Origin of the sequence: Spongiivirga sp. MCCC 1A20706, from assembly GCF_046524175.1 — a bacterium.
GTDB lineage: Bacteria > Bacteroidota > Bacteroidia > Flavobacteriales > Flavobacteriaceae > Spongiivirga.
In genome coordinates, this window is the sequence record NZ_JBEFZF010000001.1 from 876,966 (window position 1) to 898,897 (window position 21,932).

General features: G+C 36.0%; 25 protein-coding genes and 1 tRNA gene. 17 read left to right on the top strand and 9 right to left on the bottom strand.

Annotated features, from left to right (window positions below; genetic code table 11):
• Nucleotides 1–86: 86 nt before the first annotated feature.
• The gene (locus ABN763_RS04010) at nt 87–599 is read left to right on the top strand and encodes a hypothetical protein (RefSeq protein WP_410484130.1); all 513 of its coding nucleotides are present in this window, start codon (nt 87–89) and stop codon (nt 597–599) included.
• A gap of 36 nt (nt 600–635) precedes the next feature.
• On the opposite strand, the gene ABN763_RS04015 is transcribed toward ABN763_RS04010, so the two are convergent.
• Nucleotides 636–1,178, bottom strand: a complete 543-nt coding sequence (locus ABN763_RS04015; protein ID WP_410484131.1) for a Smr/MutS family protein — start codon at nt 1,176–1,178, stop codon at nt 636–638.
• Nucleotides 1,178–1,420 carry a hypothetical protein gene (locus ABN763_RS04020; protein ID WP_410484132.1) on the bottom strand — a complete coding sequence of 81 codons (243 nt, stop codon included), beginning with the start codon at nt 1,418–1,420 and terminating at the stop codon, nt 1,178–1,180. Before ABN763_RS04020 ends, ABN763_RS04015 begins: the two co-directional genes overlap by 1 nt.
• A gap of 66 nt (nt 1,421–1,486) precedes the next feature.
• On the opposite strand from ABN763_RS04020, the gene ABN763_RS04025 reads away from it, so the two are divergent.
• Both ABN763_RS04025 and ABN763_RS04030 read left to right on the top strand, forming a co-directional pair.
• Nucleotides 1,487–1,789, top strand: coding sequence for a DUF2752 domain-containing protein (locus ABN763_RS04025; RefSeq protein WP_410484133.1), 303 nt, complete (start codon nt 1,487–1,489; stop codon nt 1,787–1,789).
• Nucleotides 1,790–1,800: 11 nt separating this feature from the next.
• Nucleotides 1,801–2,133, top strand: coding sequence for a CCC motif membrane protein (locus tag ABN763_RS04030; protein WP_410484134.1), 333 nt, complete (start codon nt 1,801–1,803; stop codon nt 2,131–2,133).
• Nucleotides 2,134–2,190: 57 nt separating this feature from the next.
• Here the strand turns inward: ABN763_RS04030 and rocD are convergent, their stop codons facing one another.
• From rocD to ABN763_RS04045, 3 genes are all read right to left on the bottom strand, one after another.
• Complete coding sequence (rocD, locus tag ABN763_RS04035; RefSeq protein WP_410484135.1) at nt 2,191–3,471, bottom strand: ornithine--oxo-acid transaminase; 1,281 nt, start codon at nt 3,469–3,471, stop codon at nt 2,191–2,193.
• Between the two features lie 168 nt (nt 3,472–3,639).
• Nucleotides 3,640–4,026, bottom strand: coding sequence for a DUF6768 family protein (locus tag ABN763_RS04040; protein WP_410484136.1), 387 nt, complete (start codon nt 4,024–4,026; stop codon nt 3,640–3,642).
• Complete coding sequence (locus tag ABN763_RS04045; RefSeq protein ID WP_410484137.1) at nt 4,016–4,573, bottom strand: RNA polymerase sigma factor; 558 nt, start codon at nt 4,571–4,573, stop codon at nt 4,016–4,018. Before ABN763_RS04045 ends, ABN763_RS04040 begins: the two co-directional genes overlap by 11 nt.
• 111 nt (nt 4,574–4,684) lie before the next feature.
• On the opposite strand from ABN763_RS04045, the gene rlmD reads away from it, so the two are divergent.
• From rlmD to ABN763_RS04060, 3 genes are all read left to right on the top strand, one after another.
• Nucleotides 4,685–6,094 (top strand): 23S rRNA (uracil(1939)-C(5))-methyltransferase RlmD, encoded by a 1,410-nt coding sequence (gene rlmD / locus ABN763_RS04050; protein ID WP_410484138.1) that lies wholly within the window; start codon nt 4,685–4,687, stop codon nt 6,092–6,094.
• A gap of 69 nt (nt 6,095–6,163) precedes the next feature.
• A complete protein-coding gene (locus ABN763_RS04055; protein WP_410484139.1) occupies nt 6,164–6,688 on the top strand; it encodes a DUF6452 family protein in 525 nt (174 codons plus the stop codon).
• Nucleotides 6,669–7,400: a DUF6048 family protein gene (locus ABN763_RS04060; protein WP_410484140.1), complete on the top strand. Its 732-nt coding sequence runs from the start codon at nt 6,669–6,671 to the stop codon at nt 7,398–7,400. The genes ABN763_RS04055 and ABN763_RS04060 overlap by 20 nt, the downstream gene beginning before the upstream one ends.
• A 44-nt stretch (nt 7,401–7,444) precedes the next feature.
• On the opposite strand, the gene ABN763_RS04065 is transcribed toward ABN763_RS04060, so the two are convergent.
• Both ABN763_RS04065 and ABN763_RS04070 read right to left on the bottom strand, forming a co-directional pair.
• Nucleotides 7,445–7,678 (bottom strand): hypothetical protein, encoded by a 234-nt coding sequence (locus ABN763_RS04065; RefSeq protein WP_410484141.1) that lies wholly within the window; start codon nt 7,676–7,678, stop codon nt 7,445–7,447.
• A gap of 1 nt (nt 7,679) precedes the next feature.
• Nucleotides 7,680–8,840 (bottom strand): class I SAM-dependent RNA methyltransferase, encoded by a 1,161-nt coding sequence (locus tag ABN763_RS04070; RefSeq protein ID WP_410484142.1) that lies wholly within the window; start codon nt 8,838–8,840, stop codon nt 7,680–7,682.
• Between the two features lie 58 nt (nt 8,841–8,898).
• On the opposite strand from ABN763_RS04070, the gene ABN763_RS04075 reads away from it, so the two are divergent.
• From ABN763_RS04075 to ABN763_RS04100, 6 genes are all read left to right on the top strand, one after another.
• Complete coding sequence (locus tag ABN763_RS04075) at nt 8,899–9,630, top strand: class I SAM-dependent methyltransferase (protein WP_410484143.1); 732 nt, start codon at nt 8,899–8,901, stop codon at nt 9,628–9,630.
• 2 nt (nt 9,631–9,632) lie between these two features.
• On the top strand, nt 9,633–10,304 hold the full coding sequence (locus ABN763_RS04080; protein ID WP_410484144.1) for a ZIP family metal transporter: 672 nt from the start codon (nt 9,633–9,635) through the stop codon (nt 10,302–10,304).
• Between the two features lie 3 nt (nt 10,305–10,307).
• A complete protein-coding gene (locus ABN763_RS04085; protein WP_410484145.1) occupies nt 10,308–10,772 on the top strand; it encodes a helix-hairpin-helix domain-containing protein in 465 nt (154 codons plus the stop codon).
• Between the two features lie 156 nt (nt 10,773–10,928).
• Entirely contained in the window at nt 10,929–12,308 is a 1,380-nt protein-coding gene (locus ABN763_RS04090; protein WP_410484146.1) for an MFS transporter, read from the top strand.
• Nucleotides 12,308–14,683, top strand: coding sequence for a GH36-type glycosyl hydrolase domain-containing protein (locus ABN763_RS04095; protein ID WP_410484147.1), 2,376 nt, complete (start codon nt 12,308–12,310; stop codon nt 14,681–14,683). Before ABN763_RS04090 ends, ABN763_RS04095 begins: the two co-directional genes overlap by 1 nt.
• 112 nt (nt 14,684–14,795) lie before the next feature.
• On the top strand, nt 14,796–15,848 hold the full coding sequence (locus ABN763_RS04100; RefSeq protein WP_410484148.1) for an adenylate/guanylate cyclase domain-containing protein: 1,053 nt from the start codon (nt 14,796–14,798) through the stop codon (nt 15,846–15,848).
• Nucleotides 15,849–15,916: 68 nt separating this feature from the next.
• On the opposite strand, the gene ABN763_RS04105 is transcribed toward ABN763_RS04100, so the two are convergent.
• Nucleotides 15,917–15,991: transfer RNA gene (locus ABN763_RS04105), tRNA-Pro, on the bottom strand.
• 119 nt (nt 15,992–16,110) lie between these two features.
• Here ABN763_RS04105 and ABN763_RS04110 point away from each other — a divergent pair.
• The 5 genes from ABN763_RS04110 to ABN763_RS04130 all read left to right on the top strand — a co-directional run bounded on the left by ABN763_RS04110 (nt 16,111) and on the right by ABN763_RS04130 (nt 19,633).
• A complete protein-coding gene (locus tag ABN763_RS04110; RefSeq protein WP_410484149.1) occupies nt 16,111–16,530 on the top strand; it encodes an HYC_CC_PP family protein in 420 nt (139 codons plus the stop codon).
• Nucleotides 16,531–16,581: 51 nt separating this feature from the next.
• Entirely contained in the window at nt 16,582–17,346 is a 765-nt protein-coding gene (locus ABN763_RS04115) for a hypothetical protein (RefSeq protein ID WP_410484150.1), read from the top strand.
• Nucleotides 17,347–17,365: 19 nt separating this feature from the next.
• On the top strand, nt 17,366–17,992 hold the full coding sequence (locus ABN763_RS04120; protein WP_410484151.1) for a heavy-metal-associated domain-containing protein: 627 nt from the start codon (nt 17,366–17,368) through the stop codon (nt 17,990–17,992).
• Between the two features lie 68 nt (nt 17,993–18,060).
• Nucleotides 18,061–18,894 (top strand): NHL repeat-containing protein, encoded by an 834-nt coding sequence (locus tag ABN763_RS04125; RefSeq protein WP_410484152.1) that lies wholly within the window; start codon nt 18,061–18,063, stop codon nt 18,892–18,894.
• A gap of 4 nt (nt 18,895–18,898) precedes the next feature.
• A complete protein-coding gene (locus ABN763_RS04130) occupies nt 18,899–19,633 on the top strand; it encodes a heavy-metal-associated domain-containing protein (protein ID WP_410484153.1) in 735 nt (244 codons plus the stop codon).
• 84 nt (nt 19,634–19,717) lie between these two features.
• Here the strand turns inward: ABN763_RS04130 and ABN763_RS04135 are convergent, their stop codons facing one another.
• Complete coding sequence (locus ABN763_RS04135; protein WP_410484154.1) at nt 19,718–21,931, bottom strand: molybdopterin cofactor-binding domain-containing protein; 2,214 nt, start codon at nt 21,929–21,931, stop codon at nt 19,718–19,720.
• Nucleotide 21,932: the final 1 nt, after the last annotated feature.

Here is a 21,932-nt window from a genome sequence, read left to right on the forward strand (position 1 = left end):
TGACAAAAGTAATTCAAATAAAATATTCTTAATGTGTCTTCTGTTAGTTCACTTTTCTAGTACATTTGCTTTAATCAAGTATCAAAATGAAAAAATTACTCTTTTTATTAAGTGCACTTATACTGTTTTCTTGTGATGATGGTGACTTAGAAATTGAAGAACTGGATTTCAATCCAGATTCAGTCGAAAATTGTGAGGATGATACGTCGGTATTATTTATAACAAATGGCGATGAAGCGATGATACTTACATTAAGCACAGATTTGTTACTTAATGAAGTAACCGAAGTTGATGCACCAAGATCTGGTACGATAACCGAAAATGTTTTTGATGTTAACATTCGTATTTTTAGTGGTACCGTCTCCAATACCTACTTCTGTTCGCAAGTACCCTTAACAGAACCAACTGTCATTAGTGAGCTTAATGCCTTAAGCGGCACCATTGAAGTGACTACGGTACAAAACGAAACGACACCGACTCAATTTGATCATGAAATACGATTTAAAAGCGTTGTTTTTGAAAATGACGGTAACGGCGAGCGTTTAATTGATGCTGATTATTTGTTTGGTAATTTTTCTACTACGGCACCTACTCCTTAAGGTAAATTCCAAACTCAGAACCCTACAACAATCAAACTACTTTGAATTCTGATAAATATAGACTTCAGTTGCACCCAAACCATATTTTTGATAATCTGCATCATAGAATTTGATGTTATCGTACCGTTTAAAAAGATATTGCAACTCAAGTTTTAGTACTCCTTCGCCAACACCATGAATAAAAATTACTCTTTGAATGCGTTTTCGTATGGCAAATTCCAACTGTCGCTTTGCAGTGTCAAGTTGTAAGTTGAGTTTATCATGGGATTCCATACCCTTTTCATTGGCAACGAGTTGGTGTATATGAAGATCAACTTCCATCGCTTTAGACGATTGGTCTTTTGGTCGCATTTTAACTGATTTCGGTTTTTTCGAAAGTTCCTTTTCCTTTTTGATACTAGCTACATCAGCATTAGAGACCTGAATACCATCTTCTGTTTTTATGAGCTCATGTGCTTGTAGCGTCATTGGAAAACCATCTTCGGTCTCAAAGGTTATAGATTTGCCGTCTATTTCAACTATTTTTCCAGATAATACATCATCTATAGCCTCGACAATATCTCCAATTTCGAAAGTCATCAATCTTCATTTTTCTCTTGTTCAAAGTCATTTTCTTCAAAAGGTGTATACTCATCCTTGCGGGGTGGTCTCGCGTTATCTTTGGTCCAGATCGAGGTAACGCGATACAAGCCGTACATAAACATGACCAAAGCGGTAATAAGCAGATAAATATTTGCGTTCCCTTCTTTATTCTGTTCAAATACTAAAATTATGCCCCCTATAAGTAATAATACATAATCAATGTATTTTGGATACTTCATGTTTTTTCGTGAAATAAGATTCATTCGCAAAAATAATACTATTTTTAGCGGCAACTTAGTTGATGTATGAGGCTTTTTTTAGTTAGCGATCTTGATAAGTATATGTTACCATGCGCTACCAAAAAATATTTAGGTTTTGACTGTATGGGCTGCGGTATTCAACGTTCTCTTGCTCTAATATATGAGGGAGAGTTTATCGCTGCTTTTAAAATGTATCCTGGTATTTATGGTCTCTTACTTCTTGGGATATTAATCGTTTTAAACCTTTTTGTAAAATACAAATACTCAACAAAATTGATTACAATTACAGCTGCAGTGACGGTAGCAACCATTGTAATTAGTTATATTATAAAAATAACCACACACTAAATAATTAAATTATGGAAAAACAAAAATTACCTAATGGTGTCGCAAGTATAGTTCTCGGTGTTTTCGGATATCTGTGTTGCTGTATTTTGGGTGCAGGAATCATTCCCGCTGGAATTGGTTTCTTTCTTGCAAACAAATCACAAAAAATGTACAAAGAAGACCCCGATGCCTATGATAATTATAGTCAAATTAAAACGGCCAGAATTGTTGCTTTGATTGCACTTATCTTAAATGTTTTAATGATCATTAGAGTAATCTATGTTATTTCTACTGTTGGTTGGGATGAAATGATACAGATATACCAAGATGCTTACCAGCAAGCAATGGAACAACAAGGAAATTAGAAGTTACTTTTCTAAATAAAAAAACCGCCAAATGGCGGTTTTTTTATTGACCTTTTCTTATTCTTCAAAATCTTGAAGTGTTGTTGTAATAATCGAAACACATTCTAATAACTCATCTTTGGTCATTACTAAAGGCGGAGCGAACCGAATAATATTACCATGTGTTGGCTTTGCCAAAAGACCATTTTCCTTCAATGCCATACAAATATCCCAAGCAGTGCTGCTTTCTTCTGTATCGTTAATTAGTATTGCATTCAGTAATCCTCTACCTCGAACAGCACTTACAATAGTACTATTTTCAATGTATTTAGCCATTTCAGCCCTGAAAAGCTCACCCAATTCTTGTGCATTTTCTGCAAGTTTTTCCTCTTTAATTACAGTTAAAGCAGCTATTCCCACGGCAGCTGCTATGGGATTCCCTCCAAAAGTACTACCGTGATTTCCAGGCTTGATCACATTCATAATATCATTGTTGGCCAATACCGCTGAAACCGGGTATGCACCACCTGATAAGGCTTTACCCAATATTAGAATATCAGCTTTTACGTCAGGAGTTCCTGAACAATGTTTATCCGGACAACTGCAATTGCCACAAGTGGCTAATAATCGCCCCGTACGTGCAATACCTGTTTGCACTTCATCTGCAATAAATAAAACATTATGTTCTTCACAAAGTGCTTTTGCCGCTGCTAAATACCCTTTGCTTGGCACATATACACCTGCTTCTCCCTGAATTGGTTCTACTAAAAACCCTGCGATATTCTTACTACTCTTTAGTGCTCCTTCTAAAGCCTGTAAATTGTCATATTCAATTTTTATGAATCCCTTTGTGTAGGGACCAAAATTCTTTCTTGCAACAGGGTCATTTGAAAATGAGATAATTGTTGTGGTTCTTCCGTGAAAGTTATTTTCGCAAACTATAATTTCAGCTTCATTTTCATTAATTCCTTTGACTTCATAAGCCCATTTTCTGCATAATTTTAAGGCAGTTTCTACTGCTTCAGCACCAGTATTCATGGGTAACAACTTGTCAAAATGAAAAGTTTCCGTAGCAAATTTCTCAAAACGCCCCAACATATCATTATAAAATGCACGTGAAGTCAGGGTTAATGTTTTTGCCTGCTCTGTCATTGCATCAACAATTCGTGGGTGACAGTGTCCTTGATTTACAGCAGAGTATGCTGATAGAAAATCGAAATATTTTTTACCTTCTAAATCCCATACATACACCCCTTCACCCCGACTTAGTACAACTGGTAATGGGTGATAATTGTGAGCTCCATACTCGTTTTCTAAGTTAATCGCATCTTGCGAAGTAATTTGGTCTAAAACAGCCATTTTTAATTTGTTTTTAAATTATTAAATAACCATTCCTGTTCTACCTTTATCCTTTCGATAACTATGTTCGCGGAAGTATTGCGAACCTCGAAAATTCAGCGTGGGAAAGAAATCATCCCTAGAGGCTTGCAAATTACTAATTATAATTAGGGTATTAAAATATAGAGATCACTCTTTACTCTTAACCGATAAAGAGGCAACCTGCAACTCTAATCGTTTCAACTCTCTTAAAATATCATTTTTGTCCATTTGCATCCACACGTATAATTTGGTCATTGACATGAACATCATACATAAAAACCCTGCTGCCCCCCATTTTACAAGATCACTGCTAAGTGTTGCATTTAAAAACTGGACGATACAATAAATTAAAATTACTAACAACAGTATGTTGACAACGGTCATAGTTGTGGCAATCCACCCAGTCTTACCTTTTTGTATTGCTCCTACTTTTTGGAGTAAATTCTGTTCTTCTAATTCATCATAAAAAGCCGCTTCCTCATCAGTCAAAGCTTCTTTGATTAGTCTATCGATTTCTTCTATATCATTTTTCATAATCTATATTTTTAAGTATTGATTTTAATTTTTCTCGTGCTCTAAACAACCTAGTTTTAATGGTAGCCACCGGTATTTTCAACATATAACTGATTTCCAGTATTGAATATGCTTCCAAATAAAACAATGTTAAGATTTGCCTTTTATCGGTTGATAACTGTGCCAAACCTTTTTTAACCTTTATAAGATTATCATCTGTATTTATTTCTTCCTGTTTTAGTTCATCATCTGGCAACCCTTCAAAACTATAGTTATTGTTCCATTTGTTATTTCTTTTACAGTAATCGATTGCTTTTCTCGTTGTAATCGTAAGTGCCCAACTGCCGAATTGATCAGTATTTTGAAGCCGGCTAATATTTTTAATGATCGACTGCCATGAATCTTGTGCAATGTCTTTAGCACTCTCCATATCTTTTGTATACCAATAAGCCTGACGGCATAGTTTCTTGTGCCATCGTTTTACAAGCAAAGTAAGTGCCTTCTTATTGCCGGTTTTATAGGATAAAACCAACCAAGAATCTAATATCTTATCCTGATTTGCATCCATTTTATCTATAGACAGATTAAAGTATAAAAGGTTCCCAATTCAATTCAATTTTTATACCAGTTGCAATAAAAACCTATCATAAACTACCAACAAAATAGCTACTTTTGCCGCATGGCAAGAAAAAACAGAAAACAGCTTTTTGAAAAGGTCGAAATTATTGATGCTGGTGCTAGAGGAAAATCTGTTGCGAAAGCTCCTGACGGTAGAGTGATTTTTGTTGACAATGCAGTACCTGGTGACGTGGTCGATATTCAAACTTTTAAAAAAAGAAAAGCCTATTTTGAAGGCACCGCTGTACGTTTTCATGAACTTTCTGATAAGAGAACAACGCCTGTTTGCGAACATTTTGGTACTTGCGGTGGCTGCAAATGGCAGCATATGACTTATAAGCATCAATTAGCATTCAAGCAACAAGAAGTAACCAATAATTTAGTACGTCTTGGCAGAATAGCATTACCGGAAGCAGAACCTATTCTTGGCTCAAAGAAGCAGTTTTTCTATCGAAATAAAATGGAATTTTCCTTTTCTGATAGCCGCTGGTTAACCAAGGAAGAAATTAATTCTGACCAGGAACTCAGCGACCGAAATGCGCTAGGATTTCATATTCCTGGCATGTGGGACAAGATTCTGGATATTAAAAAATGTCATTTACAAGCCGATCCTTCCAATGCAATTCGATTAGCGGTAAAAGAATTTGCTGCGCAAAACGAATTGGAATTTTTTAACACCAGAAACCAAACAGGATTTTTAAGAACATTAATGATCAGAACGTCATCTATTGGCGAGATTATGGTGCTCATTCAATTTTTTAAAGAAGACATTGAAAAAAGAGAGGCATTATTAGATCATTTGAAAAAGACCTTCCCGCAGGTTACTTCACTGCAATATGTTATTAACAATAAAGGAAACGATACCATTTATGATCAAGAAGTGATTTGTTACGCTGGTCGAGATCATATTTTTGAAGAAATGGAGGGACTGCAGTTTAAAATAAATGCAAAGTCATTTTACCAAACTAATTCAGATCAGGCTTATGTATTGTATAAAACTACAAGAGATTTTGCCGGGCTCAATGGAGAAGAATTAGTGTTTGATTTATATACTGGCACAGGAACTATTGCCCAATTTATTGCAAAAAAAGCTAAAAAAGTAGTAGGTGTAGAAGCAGTACCCGATGCCATTACTGCGGCTAAAGAAAATGCTAAACACAACGGCATTAAAAATGTGGATTTTTATGTAGGTGATATGAAAAAAGTGTTTAATGATGAATTTATTAATACACATGGACAACCCGATGTAATTATTACAGATCCACCACGCGATGGCATGCATAAAGATGTGGTACAACAAATAATTAATATCGCACCTAAAAAAATCGTATATGTTAGTTGTAACAGTGCCACACAAGCTAGAGACCTGGCTATTTTGAATAACTTATATAAAGTAACCAGAACGCAGGCAGTTGATATGTTTCCGCAAACTCATCACATTGAAAATGTAGTCTTGTTAGAAAAAAGATAAAATAGCTGATGCCTGTGGCAACTGTAGAAAATTAAATTACTTTTACCTCCAATCCCATTTCGGATATATATGAACAACCGTTTTTTTGTTTTTCTCTTTTGTCTGGCAGTGATATGTTTCTTTTCATATAGTTGCGAAAAAGATGATATTTGTGCCTCAGGAACTCCCGATACTCCTCAATTAATTATCAGATTTTTCGATTCAACAGACATAGAAACCTTAAAACCAGTTCCGAGTTTGCGCATTGTTGCAGTAAGAGAAGACACTAGTGTTTTTTTTGAAAATGAGGATCGCACTGATAGAGATTCTATCGCTCTTCCCTTGAGAACCCAACAACTAACAACTAGATATTTACTGATTAATAATTCTGAAGATGAAGATAATATAGAGCAAGGACAAATAGATACCTTGGATATTACATATACTAAATCAGACCAATTTATATCAAGAGCTTGTGGTTTTCGAGCAGTTTTTGAATTGACCGAAGTATCGAGTCCTGATACTGAAAAATGGATTGCTGGAAATCCTGCTATTGAAATTGTTAACACTACCGTAGAAAATGAAAATGCTGCTCATGTTAAGATATTTCATTAGTATATTATTGATCGTGACCTCATTTTCAGCGATGTCACAGGAGGAGGCCCCGAAAATTGAAGAAGGTAAACTTTTGGAAACAGCTCGGGATTCCGTTACGGAGAAAGACAAGTACGGATTGCGTTTTGGTATCGATTTAGGCCGGCCGGTCTTTACCTTTTTAGATGATAATTATACCGGATTCGAAATCGTTGGTGATTTCAGAGTTTCAAAAAAACTATATATCGCAACTGAACTAGGTAATGAAGAAAGAACCATTGATGATAACCAGTTAAATTTTACTGCAAAAGGCAGCTATATTAAGTTAGGAGTCGATTACAATTTATACTCCAATTGGTTTGGTATGGATAATATGATCTATGCCGGCGGACGCTATAGTTTTAGTACTTTCTCTCAAACACTTAATAGCTATAGTTTGCTTAACCGTAATCAAGTTTTTGAAGAGGAACTATTAGTCGAGCCAGGAACAGAATTCTCAAGTCTAAATGCCAGTTGGCTCGAGCTAGTTTTTGGTGCAAAAGTTGAAATGTTCAATAACTTCTACATGGGAGCAAGTGTACGTATTGCCAGGCTTTTTAGCAATACAGAACCTGATAATTTCGCTAACTTGTGGATTCCCGGATTTAACAAGGTTACCAACGATAGTAGTTTTGGAGTGGGCTTTAATTACACCTTAAGCTATCGAATTCCTATTTTTAAGAAAGATCGATAAAAGAAATCCTACTTTTCTTAAAAGGAAAAATATCGAATTGCATATTAAAACTCTGTAATATCCTTTTTAAAAAAAGTTCTCATTATCAACACCTCTTTACCCTCTTTATTTCTAACGCCAAATTTAGGAGCTATAAAACTAGCTAATACGACACTTATTACTACCAAAGGAATATAAGGCAATTGAAATCCTAGAGCCGATATGCCGAACCTAAAAACAAGAAATAATATGGCAAAACAAATAAAATTGAAGATCAGTGCTTTAGTTTTTACAGACATATTAATGCTTTTGTTTCTTGGCTTTTTTGCTTCCTTCATACATTTCGTACTTGACAAATCTAGCCTCTAATTTCCCGTTGTACAACTTTATTTTTTTTGATGGCCGTAGACCAACATATTTGAGCGCTTCAAGATCGGAAGTGATCATCCAAGCATGCGTTCCTGGATATCCATGTTTTAAAGTAGTACCAATGTTGGCATAGAACGATTCACTATCAATAATTAAGCGCTCTCCATAAGGCGGATTACTTACCATATGTAAAAGACCTTCTGATTCTTTTTGAGTTTTAAAGAAGTCTTCGTGTTTTATTGTAACAAACTCTTGTAAGTTGGCATTCTGAACATTGTCTTTCGCTTTTTTAACTGCAGAGGGCGCCTTGTCATAACCGCTTATCTTACAATCGACATTTCGTATTTTATTCAACATTGAATCTTCTATGGTTTCGTAAAGATCAACATCCCAATCCGGCCATTTTTCAAAAGCAAATTCATTCCTATTCAAATTCGCAGGGATGTTAGCTGCTATCATGGCCGCTTCAATTGGAATGGTGCCACTACCGCACATTGGGTCAAGAAAATCACATTGTCCATCCCAACCGGAAAGCAATAACAATCCAGCTGCCAAAACTTCATTTAGCGGAGCAATATTAGTAGCAGTACGATATCCTCTTTTATGTAATGATTGACCTGAAGAGTCTAATGAAATAGTACAGTTGCTCTTATCAATGTGTACATTAATCTGTACATCTGGAAATTTAGTATCAATATTTGGTCTTATACCATGATCATTTCGTATTCTGTCTACAATAGCATCTTTTGTTTTTAATGCAATATATTTAGAATGCGAAAAAAGATCAGAATGCACTGTGGCATAAATAGCAATGGTTTGATCCGGTTTTATATACTGATCCCAATCCATTTTATAAACCTGATTATAAAGTGATTTTTCATCACGAACCCAAAACCGCTCAATAGGTTTCAATATTTTGATACAGGTACGAAGGCACAAGTTTGCCTTGTACATAAAACCTTTATCTCCTATAAAGGTAACAGCGCGAACACCCTCTTTTACGTTTTGCGCACCAAGGTTTCTAAGCTCTTTTGCCAAAATACCTTCAAGACCATAGGCGGTTTTAGCAACCATTTCGTAATTATTTTGCATTAAAAACGACTTTTAGATCGCAAAAATAGGCTTAATTTAGCCGCCTTAGTTTGAATAAATGATAAAAGAAGTCGAAAATTGGTACGACAGCTGGTTCGATACAGATTACTACCATATACTGTATCAAGATAGAGATCATAAAGAAGCGCAATTTTTTATGGATAAGCTTACCGCTTACCTTGGTTTAGGAGCTGGCGATCAGATTCTTGATCTTGCCTGTGGCAAAGGACGTCATTCTATTTATTTAAACAGTTTGGGATTTGATGTGACCGGAGCGGACCTTTCTAAAAATAGTATCGAATTTGCAAGGAAATATGAAAACGACAACTTGCGTTTTGTCGTGCATGACATGTGTCTCCCATTCGACAAGAAATTTGATGCTGTTTTTAATCTATTCACCAGTTTTGGTTACTTTGAAAATGAAGCTGACAATTTAGAAGCGTTAAAGGCAATAAAACAAAATATAAACCCTACGGGATTAGGCGTTATCGATTTTATGAATGTAGATTACGTAATTCCGAACCTAGTACCCAATGAGAATAAGTTGGTGAATGATATCAATTTCGAGATTAGGCGGTATCTAAAAAATAACCATATTATAAAAGAGATTTCTTTTATGGATAAAGATGAAAAACGAAATTATACCGAAAAGGTTCGAGCGCTATCTTTAGACGATTTTAAAACGTATTTTAAACAGGCAAACATTGATCTTTTAGATATTTTTGGAGATTATAACTTAAATAGTTTTCATTCGCAAACATCGGAACGACTTATAATGATCTTCAAGTAGGTATGGAGTATTTATTACTTATTGCATCTGTTTTAATTGCTTATTTGGTAGTAATAGCCTTTAAACCAATACTCGATAAAAGACAGAAATTATTGCTTGCTTTTAGCGGTTCTTTTCTTCTTTCTATTACTGTTTTAGAAATGATCCCTGAAGTTTTTGCATCGAGCACCAAAAGCATTGGTTTGCTTGTCATGGTCGGAATTTTACTACAAATAATTTTAGAGTTTTTATCACAAGGAGCAGAGCATGGTCATATGCATATTGACAAGGACAAAAGAATCTTCTCGCTAGCTTTAATTGCAAGTTTATCCATACATGCTTTTTTAGAGGGTATTCCTGTTAACCATCATGATAACTTGTTATATGGAATTATGGTGCATAAAATTCCCATTGCTATTATTTTAACTTCATTTGCTATTAAAAGTGGTTTTAATAAGATATACACTTTTCTTTTTCTATTTGTATTTTCCTTGATGACACCTCTAGGAAGTTATATGGGCGAACATGTACTATTTTTCAGAAGTTATCTAAATGAAATAAGTGCTGTAGTTGTTGGAATTTTCCTTCATATAAGTACTACTATTTTATTTGAAAGTTCGGCCGGACATAAATTTAATTTAGCAAAGATTATTACCATTATCGTGGGAGTTGGTTTAGCCTATTTCATTGTATGATTAATGAACAGAAAAAAGAATATACAACTATTGCTTACCGATGTTGAGCGAGCCAACCTCAGAAAAAACAAAATCAAGAAAGCAGATATTTTGGCTTATGCCGTAGATGAGCTTCAGGAAATACTTCAAGTTTCAAACATACGAGCAAGGAAAATTTATGCATTAGCCGATTTTCAGCAAATTCCGTCTATTGGGATTAAGTTTGCTGAAGATCTCATTTTCATGGGATTTTACAAAGTACAAGATCTCGCAAAAGAAGATGGCGCTACACTGGTAAATGAATATGAAAAAAAGAAAGGCTACTGGATAGATTCATGCGTAGAAGATCAGTTTAGATTAGTTGTATATGTTGCTAAAACAAACGACTACTCAAAAAATTGGTGGGATTTTACAGAAGAAAGAAAGCACTATAGAAAAAAAATTGGCTACCCTGAGAACCGTCCATTAAAAGCTTGGTATCAGCATTAGACATATCTAAAAACCTGACCTCTATATCTTTTTAGTTAACAAATTGTATATAAAACTGATGATTCTGTATTACTTTCTTAGATTTTTAATTAGATAAATTGAAAGGCTAATTAATCATCTTATAATAAATAGGGTGTGCTGTAAATAACAAGTTATATGTCAGAAGATTCATCAAAAGAAAACAACATTCTTGCACCCGTTAAACTCGGTGAAAAGATAGGCTATGGCCTCGGAGATTTGGGATTCAATTTTTACTGGGCAAATATTTCTGGATTCCTTTTGTATTTCTATACTGATGTATTTGGCATTACCGCCGCCGCCGCAGGCACCATGTTCTTAGTCACCAAGATTATAGATGCCTTTACCGATCCGGTTATGGGAGGTATCGCGGATCGAACTAGAAGTAAGTGGGGAAAATACCGTCCCTATTTGTTGTTTGGAGGTATTCCAATGGCTGGTGCAGCCGTACTTACTTATACGACTCCCGATCTTGGTGAAAATGGAAAGTTGGTCTGGGCTTATGGCACCTATACATTTATGATGTTGATGTACACCATATTAAGCATGCCATATTCTGCTTTGTCAGGTGTAATAACCGCAAAAAGCCAGGATAGGACCGACCTTATAAGTTTTCGGTTTATAGCAGCATTTACTGGCACCACTATAGTGAATTGGTTTACGCTAGATTTGGTTGAATATCTTGGTAAAGGTGATGAAGCACTTGGCTGGCAGCTAACCATGGTATTATATGGTTTGGTAGCTGCAGTGTTGTTTGCCATTGTGACTTTTACCACAAAAGAGCGAATTCAACCACCGCCAACTCAAAAAACAAACGCCCTAAGTGATATCAAAGATTTACTTAAAAATAAACCATGGATGGTTCTTTTCGCATTGGCATTGATCATCATGATTACGATCACCATGCGCGCAGGTGCATCGATTTATTACATTAAATATTACCTTGAAAAACCTGATCTGGTGGAATTATTTATTACCACTTATGGTTTAGCCTTGGCAGCAGGGGCAGCTTTAACACCTGTAATGACTAGATTCGTTGAAAAAAAGAAACTGCTTATTGTATTGTTATCCCTAACTGGAATTCTATCTATTTCCTTTTTCTTTATCCCAGCTGATGCTACTTGGTTAATATTTACCGTAAATATATTGATTGGTTTATCATTAGGTCCTAAATCGCCATTGGCATTTTCAATGTATGCGGACACTGCCGATTATACCGAATGGAAAACTGGGCGCAGAGCTACAGCAATGACATTTTCAGCAGCAACCTTCTCCCAAAAATTAGGAGGAGCATTGGCCACTTGGGCAATAGGACTTATACTAAGTGCTATGGGTTATGTGGCTAAACAGGCACAGACTGATGCTTCTCAAACCGGTATTTTGTTAACAATAAGTATTGTTCCTGGTATAATAGCCTTGTTGGCGGCATTTGTAATGCGTTTTTATAGCTTAGATAACAAACTGCTTAGTAAGGTGCAAATTGAATTAAAAGAACGAAAAGCATCAGAAACGGCCTAATGATCAAAATCGTAAACGATGGGAACAGAATGGAGTTACATTCTCCCACAGCACTACCCCATGCTTCTTCTTTTCTGTGGAACAGCAAAATGATGATTCATATGAATTGTCGTGGTTATGCAGTATCACAGTTTATGCAACCTGAGCCGTCAAAGTATGCATACGCTCCTAATCTAGAGGCCAAAACCTTTATGCAGCCAGAGCAACCCTATTTTGCGCATCATCCAGGTCGTTTTTTTTATATTAAAAACGAAACTACTGGTCGATTTTTCTCCGCCCCTTATGAACCGGTTCGAGAAAAAGTAGAACACTTTGTTTTCTCGGCTGGTAAAAGCGATATCCAATGGAAAATAAAGCATGAAGGAGTTGATATAATCATGCAATTAAGTCTGCCAAAAGATGATGTACTGGAGCAATGGAGCTTCACTATAAAAAATAGCTGTACTGAGGAAAAAAAATTAAGCATATACCCTTACTTTCCTGTTGGTTATATGTCATGGATGAATCAATCAGGTGTATACGACGACCATCTTAATGCCATTATTTGTTCTTCGGTTACACCATATCAGAAATACAAAGAATATGATAAAATAAAAACACTTAAGGACAAGACATTTTTTTTGGCGAGCGAAAAACCCAATGCATGGGAAATAAGTCAATTTGCTTTTGAGGGAGAAGGAGGTTTGCATAATCCTGATGGAATTCAACAAAACTTCCTGTCAAACGGCAATGCAACATATGAAACACCTGCCTGCATTATGCAATACCAACTTCAATTAAAACCAAATGAGTCTAAAACATTTCAATTTTTATTTGGGCCAGCAAAAGATGAGAAAGAGATTGCTGCTATAAAGAAACGTTATTTCGATAAAGATGGTTTTTCCCATATAAAGAATGAATATGACCAGTATATTGGTGAAGGAAAAGGGTGTGTACATATTAAAACTCCTGATAAGAATTTTGACAATTTTGTCAACCATTGGCTACCAAGACAGGTTTATTATCATGGCGAAACCAACCGCTTAAGTACTGATCCACAGACAAGGAATTATCTTCAAGATAACATGGGTATGTCATATATCAAACCTGAGACTACCCGAAAGACATTTATTACTGCTTTAAGTCAACAGAAAGAAAGTGGTGCCATGCCAGATGGAATTCTGATTCATAAAGAAGCGGTACTAAAATACATTAATCAAGTACCACATACCGATCATTGCGTCTGGTTACCCATTTGCTTAAAAGCGTACTTAAATGAAACCAATGACTATGGGCTGTTAAATGAGAAAATACCTTTTGAGAATTCCAGTAAAAAGGCCTCAGTTGCGGAACATTTGAACCTGGCAATGCATTGGATTTATAAAAATAGGGATGAACGGGGCTTAAACTATATCGATCAAGGTGATTGGTGTGACCCCATGAATATGGTGGGGCCTGAGGGAAAAGGAGTTTCTGGATGGCTTACTTTGGCAACGGCCTATGCTTTAACAGTTTGGGCGGAAATTTGTGAGAATAACAATCGAAAAAATGATTCAATCCGATTTCACAACAAAGCAAAAGAAGTTAATAAGGCGGCAAATGAGCATTTATGGGATGGAGAATGGTATGCAAGAGGTATCACAGACAATAATATACCTTTTGGCATTAAGGATGATCAAGAAGGTCGCATATTTCTAAATCCGCAAGGATGGGCCTTATTAAGTGGTGCCGCTGACACCAATAAAGCTGATCATTTAATTAAGATAATTGAAGAGGAATTAGAGACCCCTTTTGGTGTGCAAATGCTAGCACCTGCTTACACCAAAATGCGTGAAGACATTGGGCGTGTTACACAAAAATATCCTGGATCAGCGGAAAATGGCTCCATTTATAATCATGCAGCTGCTTTCTATATATTTGGACTTTATAAATCAGGATATAGGGATAAAGCCTATGTGTTGCTCCGCAAGATGATAGCTGGTCCAGACCAAGAAGATTTGGTACAACGGGGTCAACTACCAGTATTTATTCCAAATTACTATCGTGGAGCATATAAACAATTTCCCAAAACTGCTGGTAGATCGAGTCAATTATTTAATACTGGTACTGCTCCATGGATGTATCGTTGCTTGCTAGAAGGCTTATTGGGTTTAATTGGCACTAAGAAAGGGCTAAAAATTGATCCTCAACTCCCCTCACATTGGCATGGAATTGAGGTTGTAAGACAATTTAGAGGCGCGACATTTAATATTACCATAAGCCGAAAACCGAAAATTAAAGTTATGACAATACTAGTCGATGGGAATCAACTACAAGAACCGATCATAAGCAACATTCAGAAGAAAACATATCAAGTGGAGGTATTGCTGCCTATAGATCAGTCCAAATCCAAATAACTTATCGTATTACTTTGTAACTACTTACTTGCCCAAACCTCAACACTTTTTGTACCTTGGTTCGTATAGATACTAGTTATCCTTAGCGGTTTGTGTCTGAAAATGAAAGTTCATGTCACCAGAAGGAAAATTAAAGATTCAAAACATTCTGATCATTATCGGGATCGGAACAATCTTTGGTCTACTTTATAATTATTTATTCTATCCCCATTCAATCACCGAGTTTCTTGAAGCGGCAAGTATTAGTATTGTATTAAGTCTGCTTGTGGGAATTTTGGAGCAGTTCATTCTAATTAAAGTGTTTCGTAATAAACCTTTTCTTCCTATCACTATTATTCGCGCCTTTGTCTATTCGTTACTTGCTAGTCTTATCCTCAGCCTTGTCTTGTCTATTGAAACCTATATAGTACAACAAATACCTTATACCAGGGCAGTACTTCAATATCTGAAAGGTCCTTTATTTAAAAGAGACTTTTTATTCACATTCACATTCATTGTCTTAATATTATTTAGTTTACAAATCATTTTATTAGTTGGAAGAGCAAATTTTTTTCGTTTGATTTTCGGATTATACCATCGCCCTCGAGAAATCTCAAGGATCTTCATGTTTGTTGATTTAAAGGGCTCTACAACAATGGCTGAAAAACTATCAAATGAAGCATATAGTGAATTTATAAAAGATTATTTTCACGATATATCAGATGCAATCATGATGTTTGGCGGTGAGATTTATCAATACGTTGGGGATGAAGTTGTTGTTATCTGGCCTATTAAAAGAAAATCGATGAATTGCATAAATTGCTTTTTCAAAATGGAAGAGATCATTCATAAAAAAAGAAGTATATATCAATCAAAATATGGTTTAATTCCCCATTTCAAAGCAGGAATGCACGGTGGCAAAGTAATCGTGACATCAGTAGGAAAACAAAAAAAAGAAATTGTCTATCACGGTGATGTGTTAAATACAGCTTCTAGAATCGAAGGAAAGTGCAATGAATTAAAAGAAAAACTATTACTATCACAAGAGCTTTTAAAATACATCAAATTGGATAATGGTTTTAGGGCATGTGAAAAAGGGGAAATTGAGTTGAAAGGAAAGTCAGATAAACTTAGTCTCTACGGAGTTGAAAAAACAGTAGTCAACCGATCATATTCTGGACAATAAATAAACGTTAACTACTTTCTTAAAAATAAAAGCTTTGGTTTCTAAAAACAACCAAAGCCTTTCATAAGTCGGGTAGAGAGGATTCGAACCTCCGATCTCACGGCCCCCAGCCGTGCACTTTAACCGGACTAAGCTACTACCCGATTGCGATGCGCAAAAATAGATAATCGTAATAAATCCTAAAAGAATTCTTGCTAAACTATTATTAAATAAATTGCACTTTTCAACTAGTTTTCACAAAATCAGTACCTTTGTCATAATGATGAAAAAGCTATTATATCAAATAACAGCAGTAGTTTTATCGCTAATATTGCTATTGGCATCATTGTCATTTACAATAGATATGCACCATTGTGGTAAAACGCTTGTTGATTTTGCGCTGTTCGAAGATGCTCATGGGTGTGGTATGAAAATGGATGCAGATAAAGAACCATCATCAACTTTTGAAATTTCTAAAAAAGCATGTTGTACTGATACATTTATAGCGGTAGAAGCGCAAGATGAATTAAATGAAACTTTAGTAAATCTTGATGTTGACCAGCGACAATTTTTAGTAGCTTTTACCTTTAGTTATATTGATCTTTTTGAAGGTTTTGCCAAAAACATCATTCCTTTTGATGGTTACCCCCCTCCTATATTAGTCAAGGATATACATATCTTAAATGAAACGTTCCTGATTTGATTTAAAATTCACTTTAGCATTTATTAAAGTTGAATTTTGAATTAAACAATAATGAAACACACCATTTTATTGCTCTTATTTGCGCTACTATCATTAAATATGATAGCGCAGGGGCCGCCTATTACTGCCGATAAACCAATTATGCTTGGTGGCAATAGCTTTACCACCAAAACTTTGGTTGAAATTAGAAATACCGAACGGGGATCTGTAATATATGCACCTCTCATGTTGCATTATTTACCAACATCAAATTCTTTAGTAGCGGTCCACCTTCCTTATACTAGCTATGACCTAGTTGACACTGAAGGTTCAGGACTTGCGGATATTAAAGTTTTAGGCAAGTATCAGTTTTTCAGAAAGGATGCTACAGGCAAAACCTTTCGCATAGTTGCCAAAACCTTACAAAGTCTACCAACCGGTAAAGAAATTGACATGATGGAAATTAGTACCGGTAAATATTCTGGCTATTATGGTATAGTCTCAGGATATGAAACCCTGAAATACGGAATTTCAACGGAAATTGGCTACAATTGGATGCCAGACGGTACATTGGATGAATTTAGAGCGAAACTAGGATTTGGCTTACCGCTTTTAAAACCCCAATATCCAAATAAGCAGATCAACCTTTATTTTGAGTATACCAGCGCGCTACTTCCTGAAAGGGATTGGTACCAGCTGTTGTATGCTCAAGGAATACAATTTGCTGGTAAAAATATAACCGTAGACCTGGCTGTACAATTGCCATTAACACAAACAATTGATGTGGGGCGTGCCCTGAACAACAGTGTATTTATCGGTACACGCTATACATTCTAAATTTTAAAAATATTATATCATGAAAAAAATAGTAATAATAGCATTCGCGTTCTTAATGGTAGTCCCTGCCATGAACATGAATGCACAGAAAAGCTTTGACCAATTTGAAGTACAAGTAGATGGACTTGGATGTCCCTTCTGCGCATACGGACTTGAAAAAAAGTTCAAAGAGTTTAAAGGGATCAAAAAAGTGAAAATCAATATTGAAACTGGGGATTTTAGTTTTAATTATCCCGCTGAAAAGGTTTTAAGTCTTGATGATGTTGCTATGCAAGTAGAGAAGGCTGGTTACACTCCTATTACTGGAAAAGTAACCCGTTATGATGGTACCATCCAGGAAATGACAGCTGTAAATATGGCGACAGTAAGTGGTAACAATGTCACCGAGAACGTTTTTATAGCCGGTAATTGTGAGATGTGTGCCGCTCGAATTAACAAAGCAGCGCTTTCCGTCGCAGGGGTATTATCTTCTGATTGGGATCGAGATACTAAATTATTAGAAATCAGTTTTAACAGCAAACAAACGAATCTTAACAAAATAGAAAAAGCAATTGCAAAAGCAGGGCATGACACAAAAAATCATAAAGCCAAAAGCAATACATATAATGAGCTTCCTGGTTGTTGCAAATACGAACGAATAGAATAAGAATATTAGATGATCTAGTAAGCGTATCGGTTAAATAAAAATTGATACGCTAACATAAACATACCAATATGAGAATACACGTTTTAGCAGTTACTATTTTTATTTCTATGATTAGCTGCACCCAAACAACAAAAAATAAAAGCTGGCAACATCTTAAAACAATCAATTTAGATGGTATTAATCCTATTGGTATTGCCAGTACCAATGATGGATTGTGGTTAAGTGATGGTGATCATAATCGATTAGTGCTCATTGATAAAGAAGGAGCAATAGTTAAAACTATCGATTCGCTTGAGCGGCCAATGCATATTACCAGCACGGAGAGAGAACTATTAGTCCCACAGTATGGTAACGATCAGATAGCGATAATTGAAGGGAATAATCACAAAAACTTAATTCTAAATGATTCATTAGATGCCCCTGCCGGAATAGCTGTGTACAGAAATGAAAAAGCAATTGCAGATTTTTACAACAATCGAATATTGTATAGCAAAGACAGCGGTGCTTACATTAGTTTCGGAAAAGAAGGGAAAGCTGAAGGAGAACTTTACTACCCTACAGATGTTCATATCACCAAAGACTTTATTTGGGTAGCAGATGCATATAACAATCGCATTCAAGTTTTTAATAAAGAGGGGGAGTTTGTTAAGATCATTGGCGCTGATCAAAAAATGAATGCTGCTACCGGAATTTTTGTATCCGATAAAGAAGTGTTCATTACAGATTTTGAAAATAACCGCGTATTGGTCTTTACCAAAGAAGGTGAATTGAAACAGACACTGACAACTGATATTAAAAAACCAACTGACATACTTCTGCGAAAGAAAAAGCTTTATGTGACCAATTATCGTACAGGTCAACTAGTTATTTTTGACCTTCAAGAGGTAAAAACTGATTCGTAGTAATATGAAAAAGATATTCGAAGTTAAAGGAATGACCTGTAAAGGCTGCGAAGCTAGCGTTGCGGAAAAACTGAATGCAGTTGATGGTGTATTAAACGTTGAAGTAAGTTTAGAAAAGAATGCGGCAGTTTTAATAACGGACAAGCAATTAAACTTAGATACTTTACAACGGGCATTGCCAGATAAGTTTAAGATCAGTACAACGGCTAATCATAGTATATTCAATACTGAATCGAGTATAGTGTTGTCCACAAACAGGGAGTCAAAATTAAAACAGTTAAGGCCTTTGCTTCTTATTTTCCTTTACTTGATTACTGCTAGCGTGTTACTTCATATAAAAAATTGGAATGCCACCGAAGCAATGCTTGATTTTATGGGGCTATTTTATATCGTTTTTAGCTTTTTTAAGCTATTAGATTTAAAGGGTTTTCCCGCTAGTTTTGCCATGTATGACCCTATTGCTAAAAAAATAAATACATACGGATGGATATATCCTTTTATTGAGGTTGCCCTGGGACTCATGTTTCTGCTCCGTTTTGAACTATTCTACGCTCTAGTTGCAACTCTTATAATTCTTGGAGCAACTACCATTGGTGTCACACAAGCATTGTTAAGTAAAAAAACTATTCAATGTGCATGTCTAGGTACTGCTTTAAAACTGCCCATGACACAAGCCACATTTATTGAAAATAGTATTATGATAATTATGGCAGTTTTTATGCTGATCAATATGCTATAAGTTTATTAATAATTTTAAAGTAAAAATGGGTTGAAGTAGCATACCTCAACCCATTTTATTATTGCAAAAGGCTTTTTTCAATTATTAGCCAATCAGCTCCTTTACTTCTAAATTATTAGCAAATGGTTGCTTATAAAGCCGTTTACCAGTAGCTTGATTTATCGCTATAGCGATAGCAGCAACGGCCGGAGGTAATGCCGGTTCACCCAGCCCTGTTGGCGACAGCTCGTTTTCAACAAAATGGACTTCAACTTCTGGAGCTTCCTTCATACGAATCAATCGGTATTTATCATAGTTATTAGCGGTAGGTGCTCCGTTGGTAAACGACAAGTCACCATACATTGCATGACCAATACCATCTATTACACCACCTTCAATTTGATTTTTAGCTCCCGTTGGGTTTACAACAATTCCGCAGTCTACGGCAACGGTTACTTTCTTAACTACGGGCTTGTCATTTTCAATAACCACATCGGCCACTTCAGCAACATGCGTATTGTGGCAATAGTAAGCACAAAAACCTTGATATACGCCTTCTTTCTTATCTCGATATCCTGATTTTTCGACTGCTAAATGAATAACATCTTCCATACGATTTGGCTCGTATTGTATATTTTCATCTGTATGTCCCTTCACATTTTGAAGTAAATCCAAACGTAATTGAACGGGATCCACCTTCATCATTTCTGCTAGTTCATCAAAGAACGCTTGTTCAGCATAGGCAAGAAAATGCGTATAAGGAGCACGCCATGCACCTGTGGTAATATTACTCTTATAGTTTCCTGCGTCTACCTGATAATTTTCAACAGCTCCAGCCGGGAAAAAGTGAGGTATTAAACCATACATATTACTATTTATACATGCCTCTTTTAAATGATAACCAATTACTTTACCATCTTTCACTCCTGCTTTTATTCTATATTTAATTCCAGGGCGGTAAATACCAATTCCTATATCATCTTCCCTTGTATAAATTACTTTAACAGGTTTCGTTATTTTGGCGGACAGTTCGGCCGCTTCAATTGCAAAATCACCATACAACCTTCTACCAAAACCTCCTCCCATTCGGGTCATTTCTAACTCTATATCTTTTGCATCACGACCGAGCATTCCAGCTATTGCTGCTGCTGTACCCGCAGGAGTTTGAATCGGTCCTACTAAATGAATTTTATCCGCCGTTACATCAGCAAAAAAGTTCATAGGTTCCATACATGCATGTGGCAAAAATGGAGATTCATAAGTACGCTCTAAAATAGCATCGGCTTGCTTAAAGGCCTTTTGTATATCACCATCCTTGCGTAACGTATTCAGACCTTGCCCATCTAATATTTTAAATAATGCTGCATCGTGCTGTTCTGTATTTTCTAATGACGTACTATTTTCCCAAACCGCTTTAAGTGCGTTTCGACCTATAATAGCCTGCCAGGTACTAGTAGCAACAACCGCTATTTTTTCGCTATCAGCTAACATTCCCGCCGTACGACCATTTGCAGCGCGAAGTGCAATTGCTTTTTCACCAAAACGCACCACATCTTGAACGCCTGCAACTTTTCTAGCTTCAGTATCATCAAAAGAAACTAATTTTTGGCCGAAAGAAGGTGGCCGCAATACAGCGGCATATAACATCCCCTCTTTTTTATAATCGAGACCAAATAAGGGTTGGCCAGTAACGATTTTATCGATATCAACATTTACAACGTCTGTTCCGATTAATGTATAATCTTTTATTTCTTTCAATTTAACTCCTTCAGGTATTTCAAGAGCAGCAGCTTCTTTCACTACATCTCCATACCCAAGAGTTTCTCCTTTAGCATTCGTAATAACACCTTGCTTAGCGGTACAGGTTGAGGCGTCCACTCCCCATTTAGCAGCAGCAGCATTTACTAACATTTGTCTGGCAGTCGCTCCTGTTTGTCTGAGAGCATCCCATCCAAAACGAATAGACTGACTTCCTCCAGCAACTTGCCTTTGGAAGTTTTCAGTATCCAACTTTCCTTGGACAACGTTAACATGATCCCACGGCACATCAAGTTCTTCCGCAATAATCATAGGCATTGATGTTTTTACACCTTGGCCAATTTCGGGGTTGGGCGAATAAATAGTTACATAACCATTATCCGCAATTTTTATAAAGGCATTGAAATCATTAAAATTTAATGATGCGATATCTACCGGCATTTCTGCCTTTTCTTTACAAGCTGTAAAAAGATTAAAACCGATTAGCATTCCGCCACCGGCAAGTGCCGAGGTTTTCAAAAAACCTCTTCTACTGAATGAGTTGGGTATATTGGTTGACATG

Bases quoted from the DNA above. Each gene is read 5' to 3' on its own strand.
- ABN763_RS04010 (WP_410484130.1), top strand. From the start codon at position 87: ATGAAAAAATTACTCTTTTTATTAAGTGCACTTATACTGTTTTCTTGT.
- ABN763_RS04015 (WP_410484131.1), bottom strand. From the start codon at position 1,178: ATGACTTTCGAAATTGGAGATATTGTCGAGGCTATAGATGATGTATTA.
- ABN763_RS04020 (WP_410484132.1), bottom strand. From the start codon at position 1,420: ATGAAGTATCCAAAATACATTGATTATGTATTATTACTTATAGGGGGC.
- ABN763_RS04025 (WP_410484133.1), top strand. From the start codon at position 1,487: ATGAGGCTTTTTTTAGTTAGCGATCTTGATAAGTATATGTTACCATGC.
- ABN763_RS04030 (WP_410484134.1), top strand. From the start codon at position 1,801: ATGGAAAAACAAAAATTACCTAATGGTGTCGCAAGTATAGTTCTCGGT.
- rocD (WP_410484135.1), bottom strand. From the start codon at position 3,471: ATGGCTGTTTTAGACCAAATTACTTCGCAAGATGCGATTAACTTAGAA.
- ABN763_RS04040 (WP_410484136.1), bottom strand. From the start codon at position 4,026: ATGAAAAATGATATAGAAGAAATCGATAGACTAATCAAAGAAGCTTTG.
- ABN763_RS04045 (WP_410484137.1), bottom strand. From the start codon at position 4,573: ATGGATGCAAATCAGGATAAGATATTAGATTCTTGGTTGGTTTTATCC.
- rlmD (WP_410484138.1), top strand. From the start codon at position 4,685: ATGGCAAGAAAAAACAGAAAACAGCTTTTTGAAAAGGTCGAAATTATT.
- ABN763_RS04055 (WP_410484139.1), top strand. From the start codon at position 6,164: ATGAACAACCGTTTTTTTGTTTTTCTCTTTTGTCTGGCAGTGATATGT.
- ABN763_RS04060 (WP_410484140.1), top strand. From the start codon at position 6,669: ATGTTAAGATATTTCATTAGTATATTATTGATCGTGACCTCATTTTCA.
- ABN763_RS04065 (WP_410484141.1), bottom strand. From the start codon at position 7,678: ATGTCTGTAAAAACTAAAGCACTGATCTTCAATTTTATTTGTTTTGCC.
- ABN763_RS04070 (WP_410484142.1), bottom strand. From the start codon at position 8,840: ATGCAAAATAATTACGAAATGGTTGCTAAAACCGCCTATGGTCTTGAA.
- ABN763_RS04075 (WP_410484143.1), top strand. From the start codon at position 8,899: ATGATAAAAGAAGTCGAAAATTGGTACGACAGCTGGTTCGATACAGAT.
- ABN763_RS04080 (WP_410484144.1), top strand. From the start codon at position 9,633: ATGGAGTATTTATTACTTATTGCATCTGTTTTAATTGCTTATTTGGTA.
- ABN763_RS04085 (WP_410484145.1), top strand. From the start codon at position 10,308: ATGAACAGAAAAAAGAATATACAACTATTGCTTACCGATGTTGAGCGA.
- ABN763_RS04090 (WP_410484146.1), top strand. From the start codon at position 10,929: ATGTCAGAAGATTCATCAAAAGAAAACAACATTCTTGCACCCGTTAAA.
- ABN763_RS04095 (WP_410484147.1), top strand. From the start codon at position 12,308: ATGATCAAAATCGTAAACGATGGGAACAGAATGGAGTTACATTCTCCC.
- ABN763_RS04100 (WP_410484148.1), top strand. From the start codon at position 14,796: ATGTCACCAGAAGGAAAATTAAAGATTCAAAACATTCTGATCATTATC.
- ABN763_RS04110 (WP_410484149.1), top strand. From the start codon at position 16,111: ATGAAAAAGCTATTATATCAAATAACAGCAGTAGTTTTATCGCTAATA.
- ABN763_RS04115 (WP_410484150.1), top strand. From the start codon at position 16,582: ATGAAACACACCATTTTATTGCTCTTATTTGCGCTACTATCATTAAAT.
- ABN763_RS04120 (WP_410484151.1), top strand. From the start codon at position 17,366: ATGAAAAAAATAGTAATAATAGCATTCGCGTTCTTAATGGTAGTCCCT.
- ABN763_RS04125 (WP_410484152.1), top strand. From the start codon at position 18,061: ATGAGAATACACGTTTTAGCAGTTACTATTTTTATTTCTATGATTAGC.
- ABN763_RS04130 (WP_410484153.1), top strand. From the start codon at position 18,899: ATGAAAAAGATATTCGAAGTTAAAGGAATGACCTGTAAAGGCTGCGAA.
- ABN763_RS04135 (WP_410484154.1), bottom strand. From the start codon at position 21,931: ATGTCAACCAATATACCCAACTCATTCAGTAGAAGAGGTTTTTTGAAA.